At 59.0% G+C, this 21,570-nt stretch carries 10 protein-coding genes, 5 pseudogenes and 1 other annotated feature; of the genes and pseudogenes, 10 read left to right on the top strand and 5 right to left on the bottom strand.

All coding sequences use genetic code 11. The features are described 5' to 3' along the window. Positions 1-84: 84 nt before the first annotated feature. The 5 genes and pseudogenes from ACVWYI_RS37635 to ACVWYI_RS37615 form a co-directional block, all read left to right on the top strand. Positions 85-1,218: pseudogene (locus tag ACVWYI_RS37635) on the top strand (IS3 family transposase). Between the two features lie 1,479 nt (positions 1,219-2,697). After that, positions 2,698-3,327 (top strand): response regulator transcription factor, encoded by a 630-nt coding sequence (locus tag ACVWYI_RS37630; protein ID WP_456664830.1) that lies wholly within the window; start codon positions 2,698-2,700, stop codon positions 3,325-3,327. Positions 3,328-3,415: 88 nt separating this feature from the next. Beyond that, entirely contained in the window at positions 3,416-3,805 is a 390-nt protein-coding gene (locus ACVWYI_RS37625; protein WP_456664675.1) for a response regulator transcription factor, read from the top strand. Positions 3,806-5,045: 1,240 nt separating this feature from the next. Then, positions 5,046-6,167: a nodulation factor fucose acetyltransferase NolL gene (gene nolL, locus ACVWYI_RS37620; RefSeq protein ID WP_456664674.1), complete on the top strand. Its 1,122-nt coding sequence runs from the start codon at positions 5,046-5,048 to the stop codon at positions 6,165-6,167. 187 nt (positions 6,168-6,354) lie between these two features. Further along, positions 6,355-7,289 (top strand): annotated as a pseudogene (locus tag ACVWYI_RS37615) (IS3 family transposase); the annotation flags it as partial. Further along, positions 6,639-6,755, top strand: a sequence feature (AL1L pseudoknot). It overlaps the preceding pseudogene by 117 nt. Positions 7,290-7,296: 7 nt before the next feature. Here the strand turns inward: ACVWYI_RS37615 and ACVWYI_RS37610 are convergent. After that, positions 7,297-8,703 (bottom strand): IS30 family transposase, encoded by a 1,407-nt coding sequence (locus ACVWYI_RS37610; protein ID WP_456663005.1) that lies wholly within the window; start codon positions 8,701-8,703, stop codon positions 7,297-7,299. A 46-nt stretch (positions 8,704-8,749) separates the two neighbouring features. Here ACVWYI_RS37610 and ACVWYI_RS37605 point away from each other — a divergent pair. Next, positions 8,750-9,049 (top strand): annotated as a pseudogene (locus tag ACVWYI_RS37605) (integrase core domain-containing protein); the annotation flags it as partial. Between the two features lie 36 nt (positions 9,050-9,085). On the opposite strand, the gene ACVWYI_RS37600 reads toward ACVWYI_RS37605, so the two are convergent. Then, positions 9,086-9,265 (bottom strand): hypothetical protein, encoded by a 180-nt coding sequence (locus ACVWYI_RS37600; protein WP_456664673.1) that lies wholly within the window; start codon positions 9,263-9,265, stop codon positions 9,086-9,088. Between the two features lie 389 nt (positions 9,266-9,654). On the opposite strand from ACVWYI_RS37600, the pseudogene gmd reads away from it, so the two are divergent. The 4 genes and pseudogenes from gmd (at position 9,655) to tcuC (ending at position 16,076) form a co-directional block, all read left to right on the top strand. After that, positions 9,655-10,741: pseudogene (gene gmd, locus ACVWYI_RS37595) on the top strand (GDP-mannose 4,6-dehydratase). Further along, the gene (gene fcl, locus ACVWYI_RS37590) at positions 10,722-11,699 is read left to right on the top strand and encodes a GDP-L-fucose synthase (protein WP_456664672.1); all 978 of its coding nucleotides are present in this window, start codon (positions 10,722-10,724) and stop codon (positions 11,697-11,699) included. Before gmd ends, fcl begins: the two are co-directional and overlap by 20 nt. A gap of 220 nt (positions 11,700-11,919) precedes the next feature. Beyond that, on the top strand, positions 11,920-13,746 hold the full coding sequence (gene glmS / locus ACVWYI_RS37585; RefSeq protein ID WP_456664671.1) for a glutamine--fructose-6-phosphate transaminase (isomerizing): 1,827 nt from the start codon (positions 11,920-11,922) through the stop codon (positions 13,744-13,746). A gap of 980 nt (positions 13,747-14,726) precedes the next feature. Further along, complete coding sequence (gene tcuC / locus ACVWYI_RS37580) at positions 14,727-16,076, top strand: tricarballylate/proton symporter TcuC (protein WP_456664670.1); 1,350 nt, start codon at positions 14,727-14,729, stop codon at positions 16,074-16,076. Between the two features lie 486 nt (positions 16,077-16,562). On the opposite strand, the gene ACVWYI_RS37575 is transcribed toward tcuC, so the two are convergent. The 3 genes and pseudogenes from ACVWYI_RS37575 to ACVWYI_RS37565 form a co-directional block, all read right to left on the bottom strand. Further along, positions 16,563-17,429: an electron transfer flavoprotein subunit beta/FixA family protein gene (locus ACVWYI_RS37575; RefSeq protein ID WP_456664669.1), complete on the bottom strand. Its 867-nt coding sequence runs from the start codon at positions 17,427-17,429 to the stop codon at positions 16,563-16,565. Between the two features lie 411 nt (positions 17,430-17,840). Further along, on the bottom strand, positions 17,841-19,598 hold the full coding sequence (gene nifA / locus ACVWYI_RS37570; protein WP_456664668.1) for a nif-specific transcriptional activator NifA: 1,758 nt from the start codon (positions 19,596-19,598) through the stop codon (positions 17,841-17,843). A gap of 260 nt (positions 19,599-19,858) precedes the next feature. After that, positions 19,859-20,627 (bottom strand): annotated as a pseudogene (locus ACVWYI_RS37565) (SDR family NAD(P)-dependent oxidoreductase). Positions 20,628-21,570 lie beyond the last annotated feature (943 nt).

Here is a 21,570-nt window from a genome sequence, read left to right as displayed (position 1 = left end):
AGAGCTGGCCCCGCAAATGTGAACAGGAGGATAAGTGGAGTTTCTGCCTGACGGCGGCGATAATCGCCGCGAACAGGAGAGACCATGAGCAGACGACCGCGCCGGAACCACACGCCGGCTTTCAAGGCCAAGGTGGCACTCGCTGCCGTGAATGGCGACCGAACGATAGCTCAACTGGCTGAGCAATTTGACGTCCATCCCAATCAGATTATGGCGTGGAAGGCGCAGCTCGAGGGAGGAGCTTCCGAGGTTTTCGGATCTGGAAGTGTGACGGCCGCCGTGCCGGCTGTGGACGTAAAGTCGCTGCACGCCAAGATCGGCGAGCTGACGCTGGAGAACGATTTTTTAGAAGGTGCGCTCACCAAGGCGGGATTGCTGAGCGCAAAGCGATGATCGACCGCGAGCACGATTTGTCGATCACGAAGCAAGCGGAAGTCTTGCAGATCAGCCGTGGCAGCGTCTATTACCCTGCCGCGCCCGGTGTCGGACGCCGATCTCGCGGTCATGCGGCGTCTCGATCGGCTGCATCTGGAGTTTCCTTTCGCCGGTTCGCGGATGTTGAGAGGCCTGCTGCTGCCGAGGGGTGCAAGATCGGCCGCCGGCATGTCAAAACGCTGATGCGGCGGATGGGGATAGAAGCGCTCTATCGCCGCCCCCGAACCACGAAGCCGGAGCCCGGCCACAAGATTTATCCGTATCTGCTGCGCGGCATGGAGATCACGCGTCCGAACCAGGTCTGGGCGATGGACATCACTTACATCCCGATGGCGCGCGGCTTCGTGTATCTCGCTGTCGTGCTCGATTGGGCTACCCGACGAGTATTGTCATGGCGGTTATCGATCACGATGGAAGCGGCCTTCTGCGTCGAGACCCTGGAGGATGCCTTGGCGCTGCACGGCCGGCCTGACGTCTTCAACACCGACCAGGGTTCACAGTTCACCGGTGCGGACTTCACCGCCGTGCTCGCCGCGCAACGGCATCGCCATCAGCATGGACGGCAAAGGGGCTTGGCGGGACAACGTGTTCGTCGAGCGGCTGTGGCGCAGCGTCAAGTACGAGGAGGTGTATCTGCGGGCCTACGAGACCGTCAGCGAGGCGCGCGACTCGATCGGCAGATATCTCGACTTCTACAATCGCCGCCGTCCCCACTCGAGCCTTGACGGCAGCACACCTGATCAAGCCTACTTCACCCCACTGCCAATCCGCTTGGCAGCCTAACCCGGCAGAGGCTCCACTTATCAACGAGGAGATTCTGTTCAGACAACCGGGACCAGCTCATTACACGCCCAATACATCACAGCCTGATCGGTTAACAGCACTGCCGCCAAAGACGATTGCTCCAATCGGCCATGAAGGCAAGCTTCTAAGGCCGGGGGAAGGAAGATGCTCGGTCGAGTGGTTGAACATAAACGCCGCAAGGGCGCTCAGGCTATAAATCCCGCCGACACACACGGTGCTGCTTTCGAATCGATGTTCACTCCTGGCTCCATCGTTGGCGCCATGCAGTCAGACTCCGAACCACAGCATGAATGGCAGATCTGCGAGCCACTGTTTGCCACCGACCCATAACTATTCTCTTAGGCCTGCTCCCATTCATGGAGCAACAGACCCGCGACAAAGCCCCCTAGGCGCTCGCAGATCGGGATGCCGCTCACTGCGGCTCGCAGGAGGGGGAATGCCGGCCGTGCGAACCCAATAGATGCGAGAGAGTTCTCGCTGCTTGGACCGCTGTTCAAGCAACGCGTAAGCTAACCGAAGACCGGTGAAGAGAAATGCAATCAAAAATCAAGAACGGCGGAACGCCTTTGGCATTTCGATAGATCTACACCGGCATCGCACAACCTGACGCTACGAACGATTCAAGCCCTTCCTCGCTGGTACGCAGTAGCAGAGAGTCACGACCTACTCTCCTTGCTGAGCGAGCCTCAGTTTTGCCACGCTGGTTGCTTCATTGGAGCCAGCATCACCACGGATGCACTGGCGATGCGGGGCGAACCCGACGCACTTTTTTCTGGACGGAGTGCGTCGGGCCGCCTGTAAATGACGCAGCCTGCGCCGTGGGGCCTTCGGATGGATGAGCCACTGGTAGGTCCGCCAACACATCCAGGTTGACCGCTCGGGGCGCGCAACGTGCTTTCCCCAACCACGCAAAGAGCAAGTCACAGGCGATCTGACGACGGAAAAAGAAGGGTTCATGCGCTTATGTTGCTGCTGCTTGTTGTGATGTCTATTTTCCTTAGTACAGGTGCGATAGTCTACGCCGCTTGCCGATCTCAGCGCCGGCGGGATCGGTGCATGCACAGGCACAATCGGGTCAATTCGCTCAGCTCGCGCCCGCGCGTTCAACTACCAAGGCGACGGGCATTCTGATCCTTCAGCCGCATAGCGAGCCGTCGGCTGCAGCCTCACTCCGAAGGCCAGGCGACACGCGCCGCCATGCTAAACCAAGCCGAAAGACAGTTCTCGACCAGTCGGGCGGTTTTTGCTAGACTTTCGTGTAATGCGCCTCGCTTGCGCGAATGGCTGACCAATTACATACCTGGAAATCTCAGAGATTTGCACGGCTCGAAAGGCTACCCGTGCGATCAACGGCCGTGTCCAGGCGACAATTCTACTGTAGATCGTACAAGTGAGGCTCTTATCGTGATCAAGCGCTCTGAACCGCGGAAGGAAGCCGCAAATGTCGTCGGCCCGGAGGTGAGGCCGAGTGTCTTCGTCGTCGACGATGACCTCTCAATGCGTGAATCGTTGGTTAACCTATTTCGTTCGATCGGACTAGATGTCGTTGCTTACGGATCGGCTCGGGAAATGCTCCAGAGCGAACTCCCTGATGTTCCTAGCTGCCTTGTGCTCGACATCAGGCTGCCGGGATTGAGCGGCCTTGAGCTCCAGAATGAGCTAGCCAAACTGAATATTCACATTCCCATCATTTTCATCACCGCTCATGGCGATATTCCGATGACCGTCAAAGCCATGAAGAAGGGCGCAATCGATTTTCTCAGCAAGCCGTTTCGCGATCAGGAACTACTCGATGGCGTAGTCGCAGCGATCGAACAGGATCGGAAGAGACGAGGTGTAGACCAGGTGATCGGCAGGCTGCAGTCCTTGTTTAAGGCCCTAAGTCCACGAGAGCAGGATGTATTTAAACTGGTCGCCGGCGGCCTATTGAACAAACAGGTAGCCGCGGAACTCGGTCTCGCCGAGATTACAGTCAAAATCTATCGCGGCCACGTGATGAAGAAGATGGGAGCTCGATCGCTAGCCGATTTGATCAGGATGGCTGAGAGGCTGGGAATTGGGACCGACCGTTTCACCGTACAAACCTAAGTATGATTTTACAATTGCCTCGTACACGCGCACTCTTGCGCTGGCCATCATGTTGCCAAAGCCTTCGCCCAACTAAGAACGGGTCGCCTTGTCTAAGTATTCAACTGTTTCCGTTGTTGACGACGATCCTTCGATTCGTGCCGCACTGAACAACCTTTTGAAATCGCAGGGCCACATCGTTCATACGTTTGCATCGGCTGAGGGATTCTTGCGGTCCTCTCAATTGAACGCCACGTCCTGTGTCATTGCAGACGTGCAGATGCCCATGATGAGCGGCTTTGAACTTTTGGAACAGATGCGCGCCCTGGGCCACGCTGTGCCATTCATCTTGATGACGGCCTTCGCAAATGATCGTACGCGAGCCCGCGCGTTGAGCGCCGGCGCAACCGGCTTTTTCGCCAAACCCTTTGACGGTCTGGAGTTGATCGCCTGCCTCGATGAAGCGCTTCGCGAGGGTCATGGCGGAAGCTTCGCATGAAAGGTGCGGAAGCACCCCCGCGCCAAGCCACACCCGTCCGTGCGGCGCTTACGATGTGGATCGATACGCGTCTGCGTGCTTACCGCGTGCCAGTGCCGACCGTTGCCTTTCCACCCGCATTCTTGTCGTTGCACTTCGGCATCTGGTTGAAGCACTTGCAACATCTTGCTCCTGACAAGGCGCCTGTGGTATGGCGCGTATTCAGACGAGTGCGAGGCCCTCCTCGCTTTAACGGAGTAGCGCCCGACCATCAGTGCCACGATCCTTGCTGACCCAAGCGCCAAAGTGCCACGGCAGCGGCTTGCTGGCAGGACCTCGTTAGAACAAAGAACTCACCTGAAACTTGCACGACCGGACTTTGTCGGAGAAGGACGCACGATTGCGGCCAAAATCACTTGGTCCGTCGAGACGATCGAATCGCTTGGTAGTTCACAGAAAACGCAAAGGCCGCATTTTGGCGACCTTGCGCATTCGAAGGATCGAGTGGTGCACGCCAAACTCGCCAACTTGCGTTCGCGACCAGCAACCCTTCGGCGGGCCGAAGCGCCCGAACCTACGCATCCGTTGCAGGGCAACACAAATGCCACTGGTCGAAGCGATCTCAAGCCACTCCTTTGCTGCCGAACGCATCCACGCCGACCACTCTCCCGCGCGGGTCCCGGCCAATGCCAGGCCCAAAGCGTTGGCTCTGGACGCGCGATAAGCCCTTGCGCCGGGCCAGATCCGCGGCGGCCGTCTCCCTACTACTCGCCGTGAGCGTGAGCATCCAAGTCCGGCTGGCGGGCTCCGCCGTCGCCGGGAGCGGATCGGCCCCTCTGGTCGCGATGAACTATCGGCCCACATAGCGCTTCCAAGCTAACCGCGCAGTATGTGCGAATTCTTCGATCGCGCGCGGCTAAGCAAACTATGCTGGGCGAACGGAAGAAGCCCGACGCATCTGCCGGGTCTGAGATGCGTCGGGCTGAGTGGGAGACTGATCGCGACAGTCTTCCTCCCAGAACCGCGTCTGCAAATAGTATGCCGCCGTACTGCTACACCAATACCTCAAATTAGATATGTGCTCTGCCGCGAAGTTCCGCGAGACATTCAGAGACGCTCGGCCCAAAGCTCGTTCTTCAAGGCCTAACAAGCTGAGCTTATTCCCCTTCCAAAAAGTCCCGCCATCACCTTTCATCTGGATCAAAAATGAGGCAGAAGAAGCGGACAACGGGCCGCCGGCTCATCAACAACAGATATCTAGGTGTTTGATACATTGCTACGCGTGACTGGAACGATCGCCCCGAGCTCGCGCACGACAGAGGCAAACGATCGAGATCTAAGCTTAGACTTCGCGAAAGGTGCGCTCATTGTTTTGGTGATCGTTGGGCACCTGATCCAGTATGTCATCTACCGAGGCGACGGGTTTTGGTATTCGCCGTACTACAAATCGATCTATATGTTTCACATGCCACTCTTTATGGCGATAAGCGGATATCTTTCTTCTCGATCGCTGCTGCAAAAGTCGTTCACTCGAGCCGCCAGCGACCGTGCGAAGCAGCTCTTGCTGCCGATGCTATTTTGGTGGACGTTCCTGGAGACAGTTAAGCTGGTGGCATTGTGGCGCGCGACCAGCCTAACGAGTGGACTTTTGGAGTTTGTAGACGATCTCGCTGGCACATACTGGTTCATCTGGGCAACGTTTGTTTCCTACCTTCTCATCAAGATTTCTAGCAGGCTCAACCAGCGGTCCTGGGTCATATCTGGCTTAGCCATACTGGTCGCACTCGCGCCTCTGACATTCTCCATATCGCCCCTGATCAGATTCACTTACCCATTCTTCTGCTTCGGCTTCTTGCTTGCTCGATGGAGAGAACGATGGACGAGTACATCGCGACATCACAAGCCGCTCCTGATTTTATTTCTCTCGATAGTGACTTGCGTATGCTTTCTAGCTTGGGGCAAGGACACCTATGTCTACAATAATCTTGGGGTAATTCACGATTTTCGGTCGGCTAAAGACGTGCTTCTGATGTTTGTTGGCTCTGCAGCTGCCTCAGCAATCGCTAGCGAACTCCTGCTGCAATGCTGGAGCGTTGGCCATTCAAATCGGATGGCCCGCTTTATCGCTGTGGAGTTGGGCCAGACCACGCTGCTGCTCTACCTGGTCCAGGGTACCGTGTTCCGTCTCATGGATTTCGTACAGTTCGGGGAACTTTGGGATCTCACGACCCGGTTGGTCATCGCGGGTATGCTCGGTGCCACGATTGTTGCGATCGCGCTAACGGTGCGCTCGATTTTTCGCGGCGTTCCATATCTGTCTCAGCTCGTCCTTGGAATGCCGCCACGCTCACGGCTTCCGCAAGCCAAACCTACAATGAACTAGCTGTATGCATTTGATTGTTTGAGTACGGCAGGGTATTGCGATAGCGTTGACTTGTGACGCGGCCGCAATAGCCTTCGAACCCAGATCCGGCTGGGACGTCGTCGGCCGGTCGAGCCGGTGATCGGCATAAGTGCAACTGAACCGCCCCGGGATTGCCGGAGGCTCCAACTCTTGAGAAGGTGGAGCCATGACGAGCAAGACAACGAACAAGTTTTCACCCGAGGTCCGGGCGCGTGCGGTTCGGATGGTTTTGGATCACGCGAGTGAGCATCCCTCGCGCTGGGCGGCGGTGACGTCGATTGCGGCCAAGATCGGCTGCACGCCGCAGACGCTGCATGACTGGGTCAAGAAAGCTGAAGTCGACAGCGGGCAGCGGGCTGGCGTTCCGACCGACATGGCCGAGAAGCTGAAGGCGCTCGAGCGGGAGAACCGGGAGCTTCGGCAGGCCAACGAGATTCTGCGCAAGGCAAGCGCTTATTTTGCGATGGCGGAGCTCGACCGCCGGTCCAAGCCATGATCGCCTTCATCGACGATCATCGTGGGGCGCATGGGGTCGAGCCGATCTGCAAGGTCCTGCCGATCGCCCCCTCGACCTATCACGCCCATGTGGCCAAGCGGCGGGATCCCGCCAGGCTGTCGGCGCGCGCCAGGCAGGATGTTGCGCTGAAGATCGAGGTCCGGCGCGTCTTCGATCAGAACTTCCGCGTCTACGGCGCGCGCAAGGTCTGGCGGCAGCTCAAACGTGAGGGCTTCGATGTTGCCCGTTGCACGGTGTCGCGACTGATGCGGGATATGGGTTTGCAAGGGGTCATCCGCGGCAAACCCGTCAAGACCACGATCAGCGACAAGGCTGCGCCATGCCCGCTGGATCACGTCAACCGCCAGTTCAAGGCGCCAAGGCCAAACGTCCTTTGGCTCTCCGACTTCACCTATGTCGCGACCTGGACCGGCTTCGTCTACGTCGCCTTCGTCATCGACGCCTATGCCCGCAGGATCGTGGGCTGGCGAGCCTCTCGCACGGCGCATGCAGGCTTCGTGCTCGATGCGCTGGAGCAGGCACTGCATGATCGACGGCCGGTCCATCGTAGCGGGCTGGTGCACCACAGCGACAGGGGCAGCCAAGGCGGATTCAAACGGTCGTCGCAACACCAGTTACTTTCACTGATAACAGAAGATCGTCAAGCGCCTCCGCCGGCGTTTTCCAGCCTAGTGTCTTCCGCGGTCGGGCATTGAGGGCCGCTGCCACAGCGGATATCTCCTCGGCGCTGTGGATGCTCAGGTCCGTGCCTTTCGGGAAGTACTGCCGCAGCAACCCGTTGGTGTTCTCGTTAGTGCCGCGCTGCCATGGGCTTTGCGGGTCGCAGAAGTAGACCTGGATACCCGCATCGATCTTGAGACGATCGTGCTGAGCCATTTCGGCTCCCTGATCCCAGGTTAGCGAACGGCGCAGCTCTTCGGGCAAAGTGATGATGGTGCGCGTGATCGCGTCGCGCACGGCTTCGGCCCCATGTCCCGCAAGGGCTGGTCCGTTTTTGACGCGCGGAGCTTCGCCATGCCCCGCCAACCGTGGAAGGTGCAAGAGCATCGTAAAGCGCGTCGTGCGCTCGACCAGCGTGCCGATTGCTGAGCTGCCAACACCGAGGATGAGGTCTCCCTCCCAATGTCCCGGCACTGCTCGATCGGCAGCTTCAGCAGGGCGCTCACTGATCATGATCTCCGGCGAGACAAAGCCCTTGCCTCGCCTGCGTACGCGCGCTCTGGGCATCCGTAACACACGCCCTGTTCGCAAGCAGGCCGTCAGCTCGCGGCGTAGCGCGCCACGGCCCTGAACGAAGAGGGCTTGATAGATAGCTTCGTGGCTGATGCGCATCGTCTTGTCGTCCGGGAAGTCGATCGGCAAGCGTCGGGCAATCTGCTCAGGGCTCCAGGCTTTGGCCCATCGCCGATCCTTGCGCGGGCCATGCCGCCGCCCCTTCCACGGAACGGCGGGACCAGGAACGGGCGCGCCGGTCGGGGCTACGACGCCGCCAGCAAGTCTTTCCTCCACATAAGTGCGCAAGGTTGCATTGAGCGCAAGCTTGGTCGGCTTAGGCCGGCGGGCGGATCGATCCGCATGCCATTGGGCAGTTATTGCCCGATACCCCAACCCGCCGCCGCGAGTGGCCGCGTTGCGCCGCAGTTCACGGGAGACTGTGGAAGCAGCCCGCCCCAGGCGACGTCCAATCTCCTGTATGGAATGGCCCTGCACCTTGAGAAGTGCGATCTCCTCGCGCTCATTCAACGAGAGATACCGCCCGGAGAGAGCCTTTGCCGAAGATCTGAACATCGCTGGTGGCATGCCGCCCGCCTTTCGGAATAATCTGCTTCCGACAGGTTGTGACAATCCGGCTTCGAGTGCAGCATCTTCGCTGCTTAACCCAGCGGCAATCGCCCGCCAAAATTTATTCTGTTCATCGCGCCCGGCAACAGAGGGCCGTCCTGGCGACGGCAATGGGGCTCGTCCTGACCGCGCCGATCTGCGCCTTACAACGTTCATCGCAACCTCCAAACTCCTGGTGTTGCGACGACCGTTTGAATCCGCCCAATATGTATCCATTAAGTACACCGAGCGCCTGGCTGAAGCAGGCGTGGAGCCTTCTGTCGGCAGCGTCGGAGATTCCTATGACAATGCTCTCGCCGAAACCATCAACGGCCTCTACAAGGCCGAGGTGATCCATCGGCGCGGGCCATGGCGCAGCTTCGAGGCCGTCGAGTTCGCGACGCTGGAATGGGTCGACTGGTTCAATAACCGGCGGCTCCTGGAGCCCATCGGCAACATACCACCGGCCGAAGCCGAGCAACGCTACTACGCCATGCTGGAACAACCCGCCATGGCGGCATAACTTAAACCAAATGGCCTCCGGCAATCCCGGGGCGGTTCATTTTTCTGTGAACTCAAACAGCACAGAGACAGTATGCGCGCCTTCACTTTTGCCTGCCAGATCATCAAGTTGATTGTCCAGAGATGGATCGATGATGATAAGTACTGCGCGACAGAGAACGAATTTCAACGCTTTGTTTGCCCGGCTTTGCTCGCGATTGCACTGGATGAACAGCAAGACTGGAAAACTCTTACGCAAGGACACGAAATGAGGGAAACTCGCCGGCTCAACGCGCGAGTTGACCACGCAGGGACTGTGGAACGCTTCTTGGTCAAACGGGTCTGCTTACCTCCCATCCGCGCCGCAATTTCATTAGTCGCACCCACTCAATAGAGAAACGCTTGACGAAGCCCGAGCGAAATCTTCCAGACAACAGACTTTCGTATAGTCCTTCAAAACCTTTTCGATGTGGAAGGCTACCTCCGTACAGTTGAGCGATTGATGCAATGCCTATACAGAGTCCAGAACTCGGCAGTTCGAGAGCGTGACGCTTCCGCATTCGACGAGGCCAGACGCGATTGACGTCGTCGATCGGGAACCGACATTAGCCTGCGCAGAGCAACGATTTGTCAAACCAACAGAGCAAACGGCGGGTCGCTCTAATCACCGGCGTGACTGGACAGGACGGCGCCTATCTCGCCGAACATCTGCTGTCGCTCGGCTATGTCGTGCACGGCATCAAGCGGCGCTCGTCCTCATTCAATACTGCGCGGGTCGACCATCTCTACCAGGACCCGCATCTCGGGGACGTGCCGTTCCTGATGCACTACGGCGACATGACGGACTCGACCAATGTGATCCGCCTGGTGCAGCAGATCCGGCCGACCGAGATCTACAATCTCGCCGCCCAGAGCCATGTCGCCGTGAGTTTCGAGAGCCCCCGAATACACCGCCAATGCCGATGGGATCGGCGTACTGCGGCTGCTCGAGGCGATCCGCATCCTCGGCCTGGAGAAGGAGACCCGGTTCTACCAGGCCTCGACCTCCGAGCTCTACGGCCTCGTTCAGGAGATCCCGCAGAAGGAGACCACGCCGTTCTATCCGCGCTCGCCCTATGGCGTGGCGAAGCTCTACGGCTACTGGATCACGGTGAACTACCGCGAAGCCTACGGCATGTTCGCCAGTAACGGCATCCTGTTCAACCATGAGAGCCCGATCCGCGGCGAGACCTTCGTCACCCGCAAGATCACGCGCGGCGTCGCGCGTATCGAGGTCGGGCTGGAGGAGACGCTCTATCTCGGCAATCTCTCGGCCAAGCGCGACTGGGGCCATGCCAGGGATTATGTCGAGGGCATGCACATGATCCTTCAGGCCGACAAGCCCGACGACTTCGTGCTGGCGACCGGCGAGACGCGCTCGGTGCGCGAGATGGTCGAGCTGTCCTTTGCGCAGGTTGGCCGCCGGATCGAATGGCGCGGCGCCGGTGTCGACGAAACCGGCATCGATACCACGAGCGGCAAGACGGTGGTGAAGATCGATCCGACCTATTTCCGTCCGACCGAGGTCGATCTCCTGGTCGGCGACGCCAGCAAGGCACATCAGGTGCTCGGCTGGAAGCCGAGGCGGAGCTTTGCAGAGCTCGTCGCGGAGATGATGGCGAGCGATCTGGCGGAAGCACAACGGGAGGCGGCCCATGGCAAGCGCACTGTTTGAGCTGAAGGGCAAAAGCGTCTACGTCGCAGGCCATCGCGGCATGGTCGGCAGCGCGATTGCGCGCCGGCTCGCGCGGGAGGACGTGCAGCTCGTCACGGTCGATCGGCGCGAGGTCGATCTCTGCAACCAGGCCGCCGTGTTCGATTGGTTCGCGAAAACGCGGCCGCAAGTGATCTTTCTCGCCGCCGCAAAAGTCGGCGGCATCGTCGCCAACGACACGCTGCGCGCCGAGTTCATCTACGACAACATCACGATTGCCGCGAACGTGATCCAGGCCGCGCATCAAAACGGCGCCGAAAAGCTGATGTTTTTGGGCTCCTCCTGCATCTATCCGAAGCTGGCCGCACAGCCGCTGCGCGAGGATTTGGTGCTATCAGGCCCGCTCGAGCCGACCAATGAGCCCTATGCGATCGCCAAGATTGCCGGCATCAAGATGGCGGAAGCCTATCGCAGCCAGTATGGCAGCGACTTCATCAGCGTGATGCCGACCAATCTCTACGGCCCCGGCGACAATTATCATCCCGAATTGAGCCATGTCGTTGCCGCGCTGATCCGCCGCTTCCACGAGGCCAAGGTCGCGGGCGCAAAGAGCGTTGCCGTGTGGGGCACCGGCACGCCGCGGCGCGAGCTCCTCTATGTCGACGACATGGCGGATGCCTGCGTGCACCTGATGAAGAGCTATTCGAGCGCGGACCTTGTCAATATCGGCACCGGCGAGGACATCACTATCGCCGAGTTCGCGCGGATCGTGGCTGAGGTCGTCGGTTACGGCGGCGAGATCGCCTTCGACACCTCGCGCCCCGACGGCACGCCGCGCAAGCAGCTCGACGTCAGTCGTCTCGCCAGCCTCGGCTGGCGCGCGAGGACATCGCTTGTAGATGGAATGCGGCAGACCTACCAGGCCTTCTTGGCGGTATCGGGTACATCGGACAAAACGAGACACTCATGCAGCTGCTAACTGCTGACGGCGCTCATTGTGCGATTGCCAGAAAGTTGCTTTAGGATCTTCCGGTGAATTCGACAGGGCTCCACGTGTTGCTTGGAGCTCGCGCACCTCGGGGTGCCGCGTGCCCGATGAAGGGCAGGCACGGCTAGACTGGCCGATAACTATAGCGAGCGAATTGGTCACGCGCGCCTTTGCGCGACGGTCTGTTTTGAACTTGAGGTAAACTAATCAAATGTGCGGAATTGTCGGCATCTTGGGGCGCGGTCCGGTCGCAGATCGTCTCATCGATTCACTGAAGCGACTGGAATATCGCGGCTATGACTCAGCGGGCATCGGAACGCTCAAAGGAAATCATATCGAGCTTCGACGCGCCGAGGGCAAGCTGAGGAACCTTGAGACACGCGTTCGCTGCCATCCGCTCTCAGGCCATGTCGGGATTGGGCACACGCGCTGGGCTACTCATGGCAAGCCGACGGAGCACAATGCTCATCCGCATGCAACGGACAATGTTGCAGTCGTCCATAACGGCATAATCGAGAATTTTCGCGAGCTGCGGGCGGAGCTAAAACAGCATGGTGCCTGTTTCGCCTCTGAAACAGACACCGAGGTGGTGACGCATCTCATCGACTTTTATCTGAAAGATGGCTGCTCGCCGCAGGAGGCAGTAAAAGCGTCGCTGCCGCGGCTAGTCGGCGCATTTGCGCTTGCAATCCTGTTCAAGGGTCAACACGATCTCATGATCGGTGCGCGCAAGGGCTCACCACTCGCGATCGGGCATGGCGAAGGCGAAATGTATCTCGGATCGGATGCCATCGCGCTCGCGCCCCTTACCGGCTTGATCACCTACCTTGAGGATGGCGATTGGGCTGTGCTCAACCGCAACTTCAGCGTGGTCTACGACGCACAAGGCACGGTTGTCCGCCGGGAGGTGATGAAATCTGGCGCTTCGTCGGTTCTCGTCGACAAAGCAAACTACCGCCACTTCATGGCGAAGGAAATCCACGAACAGCCAGAGGTGATCGGGCAGACGCTGGCGCATTACGTCGATATCGCCACCGAGAGCGTGGCACTGCCGCAGGAGCTTCCGTTCGACTTCAACGAGATCGGACATATCTCGATCGCTGCTTGTGGTACGGCAGGCTACGCCGGCCATATCGCCAAATACTGGTTCGAGCGGCTGGCTCGTATTCCGGTCGAGCTCGATGTCGCCTCCGAATTTCGGTATCGTGAGGCGCCGATGCGCAAGGGAAATCTTGCTATCTTCATCTCGCAGTCCGGCGAGACGGCCGATACGCTGGCCGCGCTCCGCTATGCCAAATCGCAAGGCCTGCATACCCTCTCGATCGTGAACGTACTGAGTTCGACCATTGCGCGCGAAAGCGGGACAGTGTTGCAGACACTCGCCGGACCTGAAATCGGCGTTGCCTCGACGAAGGCGTTCACATGCCAGCTGGTCGTCCTGGCCGCGCTTGCGGTTGCTGCTGGCAAGGCGCGCGGTGCATTGCCGGAGAGCGACGAGGTCGATCTCGTGCGAGCGCTGATCGACATTCCGCGGCTAGTTACAGCGGCGCTTGCCAGCGAGCCGCAGATCGAGAAGCTCGCACGCCACATCGCCAAATCGCGTGACGTGCTATATCTTGGTCGCGGCACGTCGTTTCCGCTCGCCCTGGAGGGGGCACTGAAGCTGAAGGAGATCTCCTATATTCACGCCGAGGGCTATGCGGCCGGAGAGCTCAAGCACGGCCCGATCGCCTTGATCGACGAGAGCGTTCCCGTAATCGTCATTGCTCCCTGCGACCGGGTGTTCGAAAAGACCATCTCGAACATGCAGGAGGTTGCCGCACGCGGCGGCAAGATTATCTTGATAACGGACGCTCGGGGAGCCGCAGAGGTATCCATGGATTCACTCGCGACGATTGTGCTGCCGGAGATGGGTACGACATTTACTTCGATTGTCTATGCGATTCCGGTGCAGCTTCTGGCCTACCACACGGCCATCCTGATGGGTACGGACGTCGACCAACCCCGAAATCTCGCGAAATCGGTAACCGTCGAATAAGGCAAGGTGGCGCGACGTGGAATTATCATGGTCAGATTTCGAATGCGCACAAGCCTCGGTCAGATCGAATTACGATGTGCGGCCCGGCTCCTGGCCCGATGCCACCGCATGGTTTGTGCCGGTTCATAGCCCTTGCTCACGGAGGCTGAGACTCATGTGCAAAATCCATGGCCAATCAGGTTGCGAGGCTGGCGTGGCGTTGCCTCCGGCAAGCAAGGAGTCGCGTATGACTTATCATGGCAGTCCGATTGCTTGGACCTGGATCATGATTCGTGACGAACATCCAGGTGTTTCATACGGCGTGGAAGCCAGATGATCCTGTTCGATCGATCCAAACGAATGCCCGTTATCGCTGGGGAGGGCCCGCTATGTTCCTCCCCCTCAGTACGGGTTTGGACCGGGTTAGGACCGCAGCGCCCCTCGAACGAAGCGCGCCTCGCTTCGAAGGATAACGTGGCACTTGCCGAGCATTGCGATCGGCGCTATCGGACGGGCTCGATCGCCAGCACGCTCACCAAATCTTTCCGTCAAGCCTCAGGTTAACTTGAGCAACTCGAGGCCAAATCGCTGGACATCGGGTGAGATGCTAACGCGCCTCGCCCCCAATCGCAGGCTCGCGAGCTGTTCTAGCACGACATCTGACGGAGCTCTTCCCTGCCGCTTGTATGCCATGCATCTCGTCCTTCCTTTCATTGCATGTGGTCGCTCAATGAGAAATTCGGTCACGCCACCGACAACAATCTTGTCACCGAGAATTACCCGAGGTTTCAGTAGCTTGAGAGTCACTCCTGCGACGCGAGCGGAATAACGCCCGAACAACTGTGCGAGTTTGCGGCATTGCCGAAAATATGCCGGAAACGTCAGGCGCTTACGGGTTAGTCGATAGTGCCCTGATGACAGATTCGCGGCCATAAAACTGCACTCGGCTGGCGTGAGACTTTCTCCGGACCCGGCCATTTCAAACCGAGAGGAAACTCGCCATGTCACCAGCGTCCATCGCGCAAGCGTCAAATGCCAAATCGCGCATTGGCGCCATCTTACGTGCGACGAGCGGCAACTTCCTCGAGCAGTTCGACTTCTTCTTGTTCGGGTTCTACGCCAGTGCCATCGGAAACGCATTCTTTCCATCAGGAAGCGAAACCGCTTCACTGCTTAACACCTTCGGTGTGTTCTGGCTGGGGGCCTTGATGCGACCTGTTGGCGCGATTGTGCTTGGAGCCTATATTGACCAGATTGGCCGTAGGCAAGGCCTGATCATCACGCTTTCGATCATGGCTATTGGCACCGTCATCATCGCCTTTTGTCCCGGCTATGCAACAATCGGCATTGCCGCACCTGCGATCGTGCTGTTCGGACGGCTGTTGCAAGGCTTTTCTGCCGGCGTTGAGGTTGGCGGCGTTTCCGTCTACCTCTCCGAGATTGCCAGTCCGGGCAACCGCGGCTTTTACACATCCTTTCAGTCCTCGAGCCAGCAGGTTGCGATCTTTGTCGCGGCTCTTATCGGATATTTTTTGAGCGAAGCACTTCCGGCCGAAATGGTTGCTGCCTGGGGCTGGCGGATCCCATTCTTCCTTGGCTGCTTGATCGTTCCGCTTATCTTCTTCCTGCGCCGCACGCTGGAGGAAACTCCAGAGTTTCTGGTCATGAAGACCCACCCAACCGCCCGCGAAGTCTTTGCCTCCACATTTGCGAACTGGCGCATTGTCATTCTCGGCATGATGATCGCGATGCTGACGACCACGACCTTCTATTTCGTCACAGTGTACACGCCTACGTTTGGCAAGCACGTATTGCAGCTGTCCTCGCAGAGCACGCTCTTGGTGACGCTTTTGGTCGCCGTGACGAACTTCATCTGGAACCCAATTGGCGGCGCGATTTCTGACAGAATCGGTCGGAAGCCAGTCTTGCTGACCATTGCCGGCCTTGCATTCGTGACTGTGTATCCGGCGTTGTCTTGGCTTGTGACCGACCCAAGCTTTGGCAATATGCTGGTAGTGGAGATGATGTTCTCGTTCTACTTTGGCACCTATAGCGGCGCCATGTTGGGCGCTCTGGTCGAAATCGTGCCGAAGCACGTTCGCACAACCTGCTTTTCTTTGGCCTTCGCACTCGCCGCAGCTCTCTTTGGCACCTTTACGCCGCTCGCATCGACTTGGCTCATCGATCGGACTGGCGACAAGGCTTCACCGGGTTTTTGGTTGATGTTTGCAGCTTTTCTCGGTATTATCGCCGCACTCCTGATTTATCCAGGAAACACCAAGAGAGTTGCGAAGCTGTCGCGACCCGAGCGGTCTAACCGGGCCTTAAGCCCGCAATTTACCCCGCATTAGCAGCGCGCCCACCGGGTTCTTCACGTCCAAGACTGAACTGAACGGGGTGCGAGGCGGTGCTTGCGGTGATCTCACGGTGGTCCGCGTGTCACTCTGCGGGTCACGGTTCTTCGCATGCAACATCGAGCAGTATCGGGACGAGCCGGCGCTGATGTTGACCGGGAATGGCTGAGCACTACCGCCACGCTCGATTCGTTCTGTGGTCGAGCGGCGCGATGATAACGCTCGCACTTTGCGGTTACTTGAAATACGGCAGAGCTCGCGCGAGGGAGATACATCCCTCGCGCGAGCTCCACGTGCGCTGTCAAGCAAACTTACCGGGGCACGTCTTGAGGCTGCATGAATTCCCCAGTGGACAGGTGTATCGCAGCTCGCAAAACCTTAGCGAGCGATCGAAAAGCTTGATCGTGCCTGGTGCACCGAGCGACGGGCCAATGCATGACCACGACCCAGGCCATCGCCGGCTCCGCTCGATCAGCGGCGACTTCACGCACCACTAGTTTGCGCGGATGAGGTACCGCGCGCAAGCTGTGCGAGCTCCGTCTCGAGCGTAGGGTTGCGCTTGAACATGGCGTCGATCAACGCTTGCGCCGGCTGCTCGGCCGCTTCCACCCATGTGGCCTTCTCCGCTCGTGCGGAGGGCGCGAAGACACGCTTGACCACGGTCGGCGACCCCCTCAGACCGCATTTGCCCATGTCATCCACGCCGGCAGTTTGAGCGCTCCATTTTGCGATTGAGGCACGGGCCGCACGCAAAGCGTCGATCATCGCACCGCGACGAATTTGATTGCTTGCCTCTAACATGCTGATGAGACAAGGAAGCTTGGAACGCAGCACCTGGACTCCTCCTTCGCAGCGCCGTTCCGCATCGATCGTGCGTCCTTTGAAGTCCAACGCTTTGATTGTGGAAACATAAGTAAGCTGCTGGACCCCGAGCCTCTTTGCAATGCCAGGTCCCACCTGCGCTGTATCGCCGTCGATAGTCTGCTTGCCAGTAAATATGACGTCTGGTGGGCCATATTCCCTCCCGATATTGCGAATCGCGCACGCCAGCGCGTAACTCGTCGCCAGCGTATCGGAGCCCGCGAAACTACGATCAGTGAGCAGGACAGCACGATCGGCACCAAATGTCAGCGCCTTTCGAAGAGAGTCTTCGGCCGACGGCGGCCCCATTGTCAGAACAGTGATTTCGCCGCCGAACTTGTCTCGTAGCTCGAGCGCAGCTTCCAGTGCGAACAGATCATATGGGTTGATGATTGTCGGTACCCCCTGACGCATGATCGTATTCGCGACGGGATGCACGCGGATTTGTGCGGAGTCGGGGACCTGTTTGATGCAGACGATGCTGTGCATATGCTTCTCCTAAGATGTTGAGTAGGCTCCCCACGAATAGCAACTGTCATACCACCCCAGGCATTTCGCCCATGAGACGAATGCAACGGCTGGCGACTGTCGGTGAGACTGTTGGGACTGCGACGAGCTGCGTAAAGCGGACGTGATCTCTCTCATCTGAGTCGCGCCATAAACGGCGCGGCCGCGAGCTTGCGCTACTTCGACACTTAATCATTTCTCATAGAGCGAATACATTGCAAGCAGACGACAACCAGCACGCGGCTGACGCGAAGAGGGCTTACGCTCCCGGCATGGCCGCCCCCAAGCAGAGCACATCGGTTTCGTAACCGCTTCATGGACCAGAGTACCGCCTCTTCCGCACGCTCTCCTACCGCGCCCGGCGATCGAGAGAGAGGCGAGCCGACGCTTTATTCAGAAGCGCTTGATCTCGATACCGTGCCTTCTCAAGGCATAGCCAATCTGGCGCGGCGTCAGTCCAAGCAAGCGCGCCGCCTTGGCCTGTACCCACCCGGACCTTTCCATCGCCGCGATTACGCGCTCGCGATCTGTGACCTTGGCGGCACCTATGCTAGGTCGGCCGGGTGGCTCTAGCGGCGTCAGTTCGCTACCGACCGGCTGAACGTGTGCCACAGCTTGTGTCGGCGGCATGCTCAGCCTCTCGGGAAGTGAGATTATCGGGCTCTGCTGTCGCGCCACTTGCTCCGGCCCGGGCTTCCATAGCGTGGCGGACAGGCATTGCCCGTGCCAGCAGGCAAAATCGTCTCTTGCGATCGACGATCCGCGCGCCAGGGTCGCGGTCCGCTGCACACAGTTCTCCAGCTCGCGGACATTACCGGGAAATCCGCAATTCATAAGAACGTCAATCGCACTTGAATCGACGACCAGAGCACGGCCGTTCTCATCGTTGAAGTTCTTCAAGAATCGAGCGGCGAGAAGCGGAATATCAGTGCGTCGTTCGCGCAGCGGCGGCAGTAGCAGAGGAACCACGCTAATGCGATAATAGAGATCGGCACGGAACTCCTTCCTTGCCACCGCCTCTTCAAGATTCCTATTGGTGGCTGCAATCACGCGGACGTCGACTTTGATCGTCTGATTGCCGCCCACCCGCTCGAACTCCTGCTCCTGAAGCACCCGCAGGAGTTTCGCCTGGAACGAGGCCGAGATCTCGCCAATCTCATCCAGAAACAACGTTCCCTTGTCGGCGAGCTCGAAGCGACCCTTGCGCGCGTTGAATGCGCCCGTAAACGCCCCCTTCTCGTGACCGAACAATTCGGATTCCAGCACTGTCTCGGTGAGGGCTGCGCAATTGAGTTTGATAAAGGGGCGTTTGGCGCGCGCTGAACGCTCGTGAATAGCCTTCGCGACCAGCTCTTTGCCGGTACCCGATTCGCCGCGCAACAGAACGGTGCTATTCGATTTTGCGATCAGCTCGATCTTCTCAAGCATCGCGCGCAGCGCCGGACTCTCGCCGATAATTCCCTCGACTTGGACTTTCTTACGCTCCCGCCCATGAGGCTTGAGCTCGGACGACAGCTGCTTCTGCAGCCGGAACTCCTCGTCCATAAGCCGCCCGCGGTCGCGCACAAAGATGCAATTCAGCTTCGCCGTCTGGCCCAGAAGGCTTGCGACCATCGTCAGCAGGCCGAGGTCGTCCTCGAGCTGCGCATGCGTCCCGTTGTCTGCGATGCGGTCGATGCTCAGCGCACCCACAACTTTCTCGTCAATCTCTATCGGAACGCCGATGAACGCAACACACGTATTACCGGCTGCGTCTAGCATCTCGACGTCCGAAGGACTGAAGATCGAATGCAGCGCTACGTTCTCGACGACGAGGGGCCGCCCCGTCGCCACAATTTGATCGATTGCTCCTTGCGGCAAGCGGCTCCCGCAACGCGCGTCGCGCCCTTCGCTCCGGACGTCATCTACGATGATCTGGGGCACCCCGTCATGTTCGAACAGACATACGATGCCGCGCCGCATCTGCATGAGCGAGGGCAGACGCTCGATGACGCTCGCCAGCTTGGCTTCGAGCCGGCATAGGCCGGTGAGCGTGTGCGCTATTTCAACGATCGTGCTTAGCGATTTCTCTTGCGACGGCAGAATAGAAGCGGAAGAGTCCGCGTCGGAGGTTGAGTCTGGTCTTTCGCGCAGGGAAACGCTGTCCAGCATAATGACTTCTCCGTTCCTATCTTGATCCTCCCCATCACCTCGATCGGGCTTGTTAGACTCGTGTGGCATGCCTGCCTCGATCTGACAACCAGTTCTCAGGGCGGGGGCGAGAGATGACGCCTCTTCATGGCACCCCGGCAGCACTTACAGTGACTAGATCCTCCGCCTTATTCTTTCCAACTCACTGCGCGGATCAGGCCGGCCAACATGGCTTCCATCAATGAAGCTCAGTTAGCCGGGTTCGCCAGGGACGGCTTCACTCACAAGTGTTGCCCGCCATTGATCGGCACTTCGGCGCCAGTGACATAACTTGCCGCATCTGAACATAGGAAGAAAATGACCTTGGCGACCTCTTCGGGTGTACCCACCCGGCCGTAGTGGGATCGTTGGCACAAGATGCGCTTCCGTGTCAGGCGATAAAATGTCCGTCTTGATTTCGCCGGGCGCGATTGCATTGACGCGAATGCCATGTGAGGCGTAATCGTGCGCCATTTCGCGCGTGAGACAAGCGAGCGCAGCTTTCGACGTGGCATATGCCGTGCCTGCAAATGGATGCACCCGCGCTCCGGCGATCGAAGTCACATTGACGATCGAGCCTGAAGCCGCTTTTAGCTCATCGAACAGACCTTGAGCGAGCAGGATCGGCGCCACCAGATTGAGGTGGAAAACGCTCATCCAGGTATCGACTGAGGTCGCCAGCGACGTAAGCCGGGCACCGTTTGGCGCTTTTGGTGAGTTTCCGGCATTGTTTATCAGTCCCTGCAGCGGTGCGCCGGCAAGGCGCTCCTTTATCTGGGCAATCACGCGCGGTAGCGTCCGATGATCGCTCAGGTCGACTTCGATATAGCTATCCCCCTCTGAGTCCCATGGGCAGCGCACCGCGTCGAATGGTTGGCGCGCGCAAGAGATGATGCGCCAACCGGCTTCCGAAAACAATCTTCCGGTGGCGCGACCGATACCGCGCGATGCCCCGGTCAATACCAGCGTCTTCCGCTCACGCAGCGGACGGCCCGCTCCATCGGCGTGAATTGGACTACGAGGGTCCGTTTCCGACGATTTAGCTGCGACCGCATTGTCATCTGGTAGACCTAGATTCACACGCGACTCCCTTCCGCTCCCCACGCCTGTGCACCTGGTGCAGGATCCGGGCCAGAGCGATGCAGGGCACAGGAGGCGCGCTTTTACGACGCAAATGGCAGGTTCCGAACATCTGGCCTGTTTGCTTTTCGACGCCGGCAACGCCGCAGCAATGGCTGTCGTCGAGCTCCCGGGTACTGCCCACTGCGTGCGCTCTTCGAGCCGAGAGGCTGGTGTTTCCATGGCGAGCTGACTGCGTCACCACTCCACGAGTGGTCTGTGGGTCATGCGCGCTGGACAAGATAGATTAGCTGTCCTTGGCGAAGATCAGGATTCAATGGCCGGTTCGTCCAAGTCGCTCTCGGCCTGGTTACGCGCGGCCGCACATAGGGCTCTTGAGCAATATCGATGGGCCGCCGGCCGCGCCGTTCATCACACCTCCGTTCGAAAGGACTAGCATGAACAAGGCGCCGTCGTCCAGAAAACGAGCTGACCGCAAAAGGGTTGCCCAGCAAAGGCGATCCATCTACCGGACGCGCCTCCTTGCTGCTGGGACATTCTGACGTGACTGTCTGTTACGTCAGATTTCCTCGGCGACCCGGACCGCCATTGCGTGCTTTTCACCGTCTGGCCAGCGATGGCGGACTCGGCGGGAGGATGACAGAACCATAACCTTTCCTCGCGACTCGACTTACACCGGAGGGCCGGAAGCATTGCGGGCAAGGCCGCCGGCGCCCGCTGGCATTGGCCTTACGCTTCTCGGGCGTTCGCCCTCCCACGCACCGCATCGGTGGTAGTGCGCCGGTCAGCCGTCGCTTGCGGGACGGAAGTCGCCATCCAACGTTCCCGCGACACGTTGCGAAACTCGATCGTGTCGAAGCCAGCAGTATCAGAC

Source organism: Bradyrhizobium sp. LB13.1, from assembly GCF_054056815.1.
The sequence above is the reverse complement of the archived record's forward strand: the minus strand, read 5'-3'. Positions and strand labels throughout refer to the sequence as shown.

What these genes read in the sequence shown, in the direction of transcription:
- nifA (WP_456664668.1), bottom strand. Translation starts at nt 19,598, where the DNA reads ATGCTGGACAGCGTTTCCCTGCGCGAAAGACCAGACTCAACCTCCGAC.
- glmS (WP_456664671.1), top strand. Translation starts at nt 11,920, where the DNA reads ATGTGCGGAATTGTCGGCATCTTGGGGCGCGGTCCGGTCGCAGATCGT.
- fcl (WP_456664672.1), top strand. Translation starts at nt 10,722, where the DNA reads ATGGCAAGCGCACTGTTTGAGCTGAAGGGCAAAAGCGTCTACGTCGCA.
- ACVWYI_RS37575 (WP_456664669.1), bottom strand. Translation starts at nt 17,429, where the DNA reads ATGCACAGCATCGTCTGCATCAAACAGGTCCCCGACTCCGCACAAATC.
- ACVWYI_RS37610 (WP_456663005.1), bottom strand. Translation starts at nt 8,703, where the DNA reads ATGAACGTTGTAAGGCGCAGATCGGCGCGGTCAGGACGAGCCCCATTG.
- tcuC (WP_456664670.1), top strand. Translation starts at nt 14,727, where the DNA reads ATGTCACCAGCGTCCATCGCGCAAGCGTCAAATGCCAAATCGCGCATT.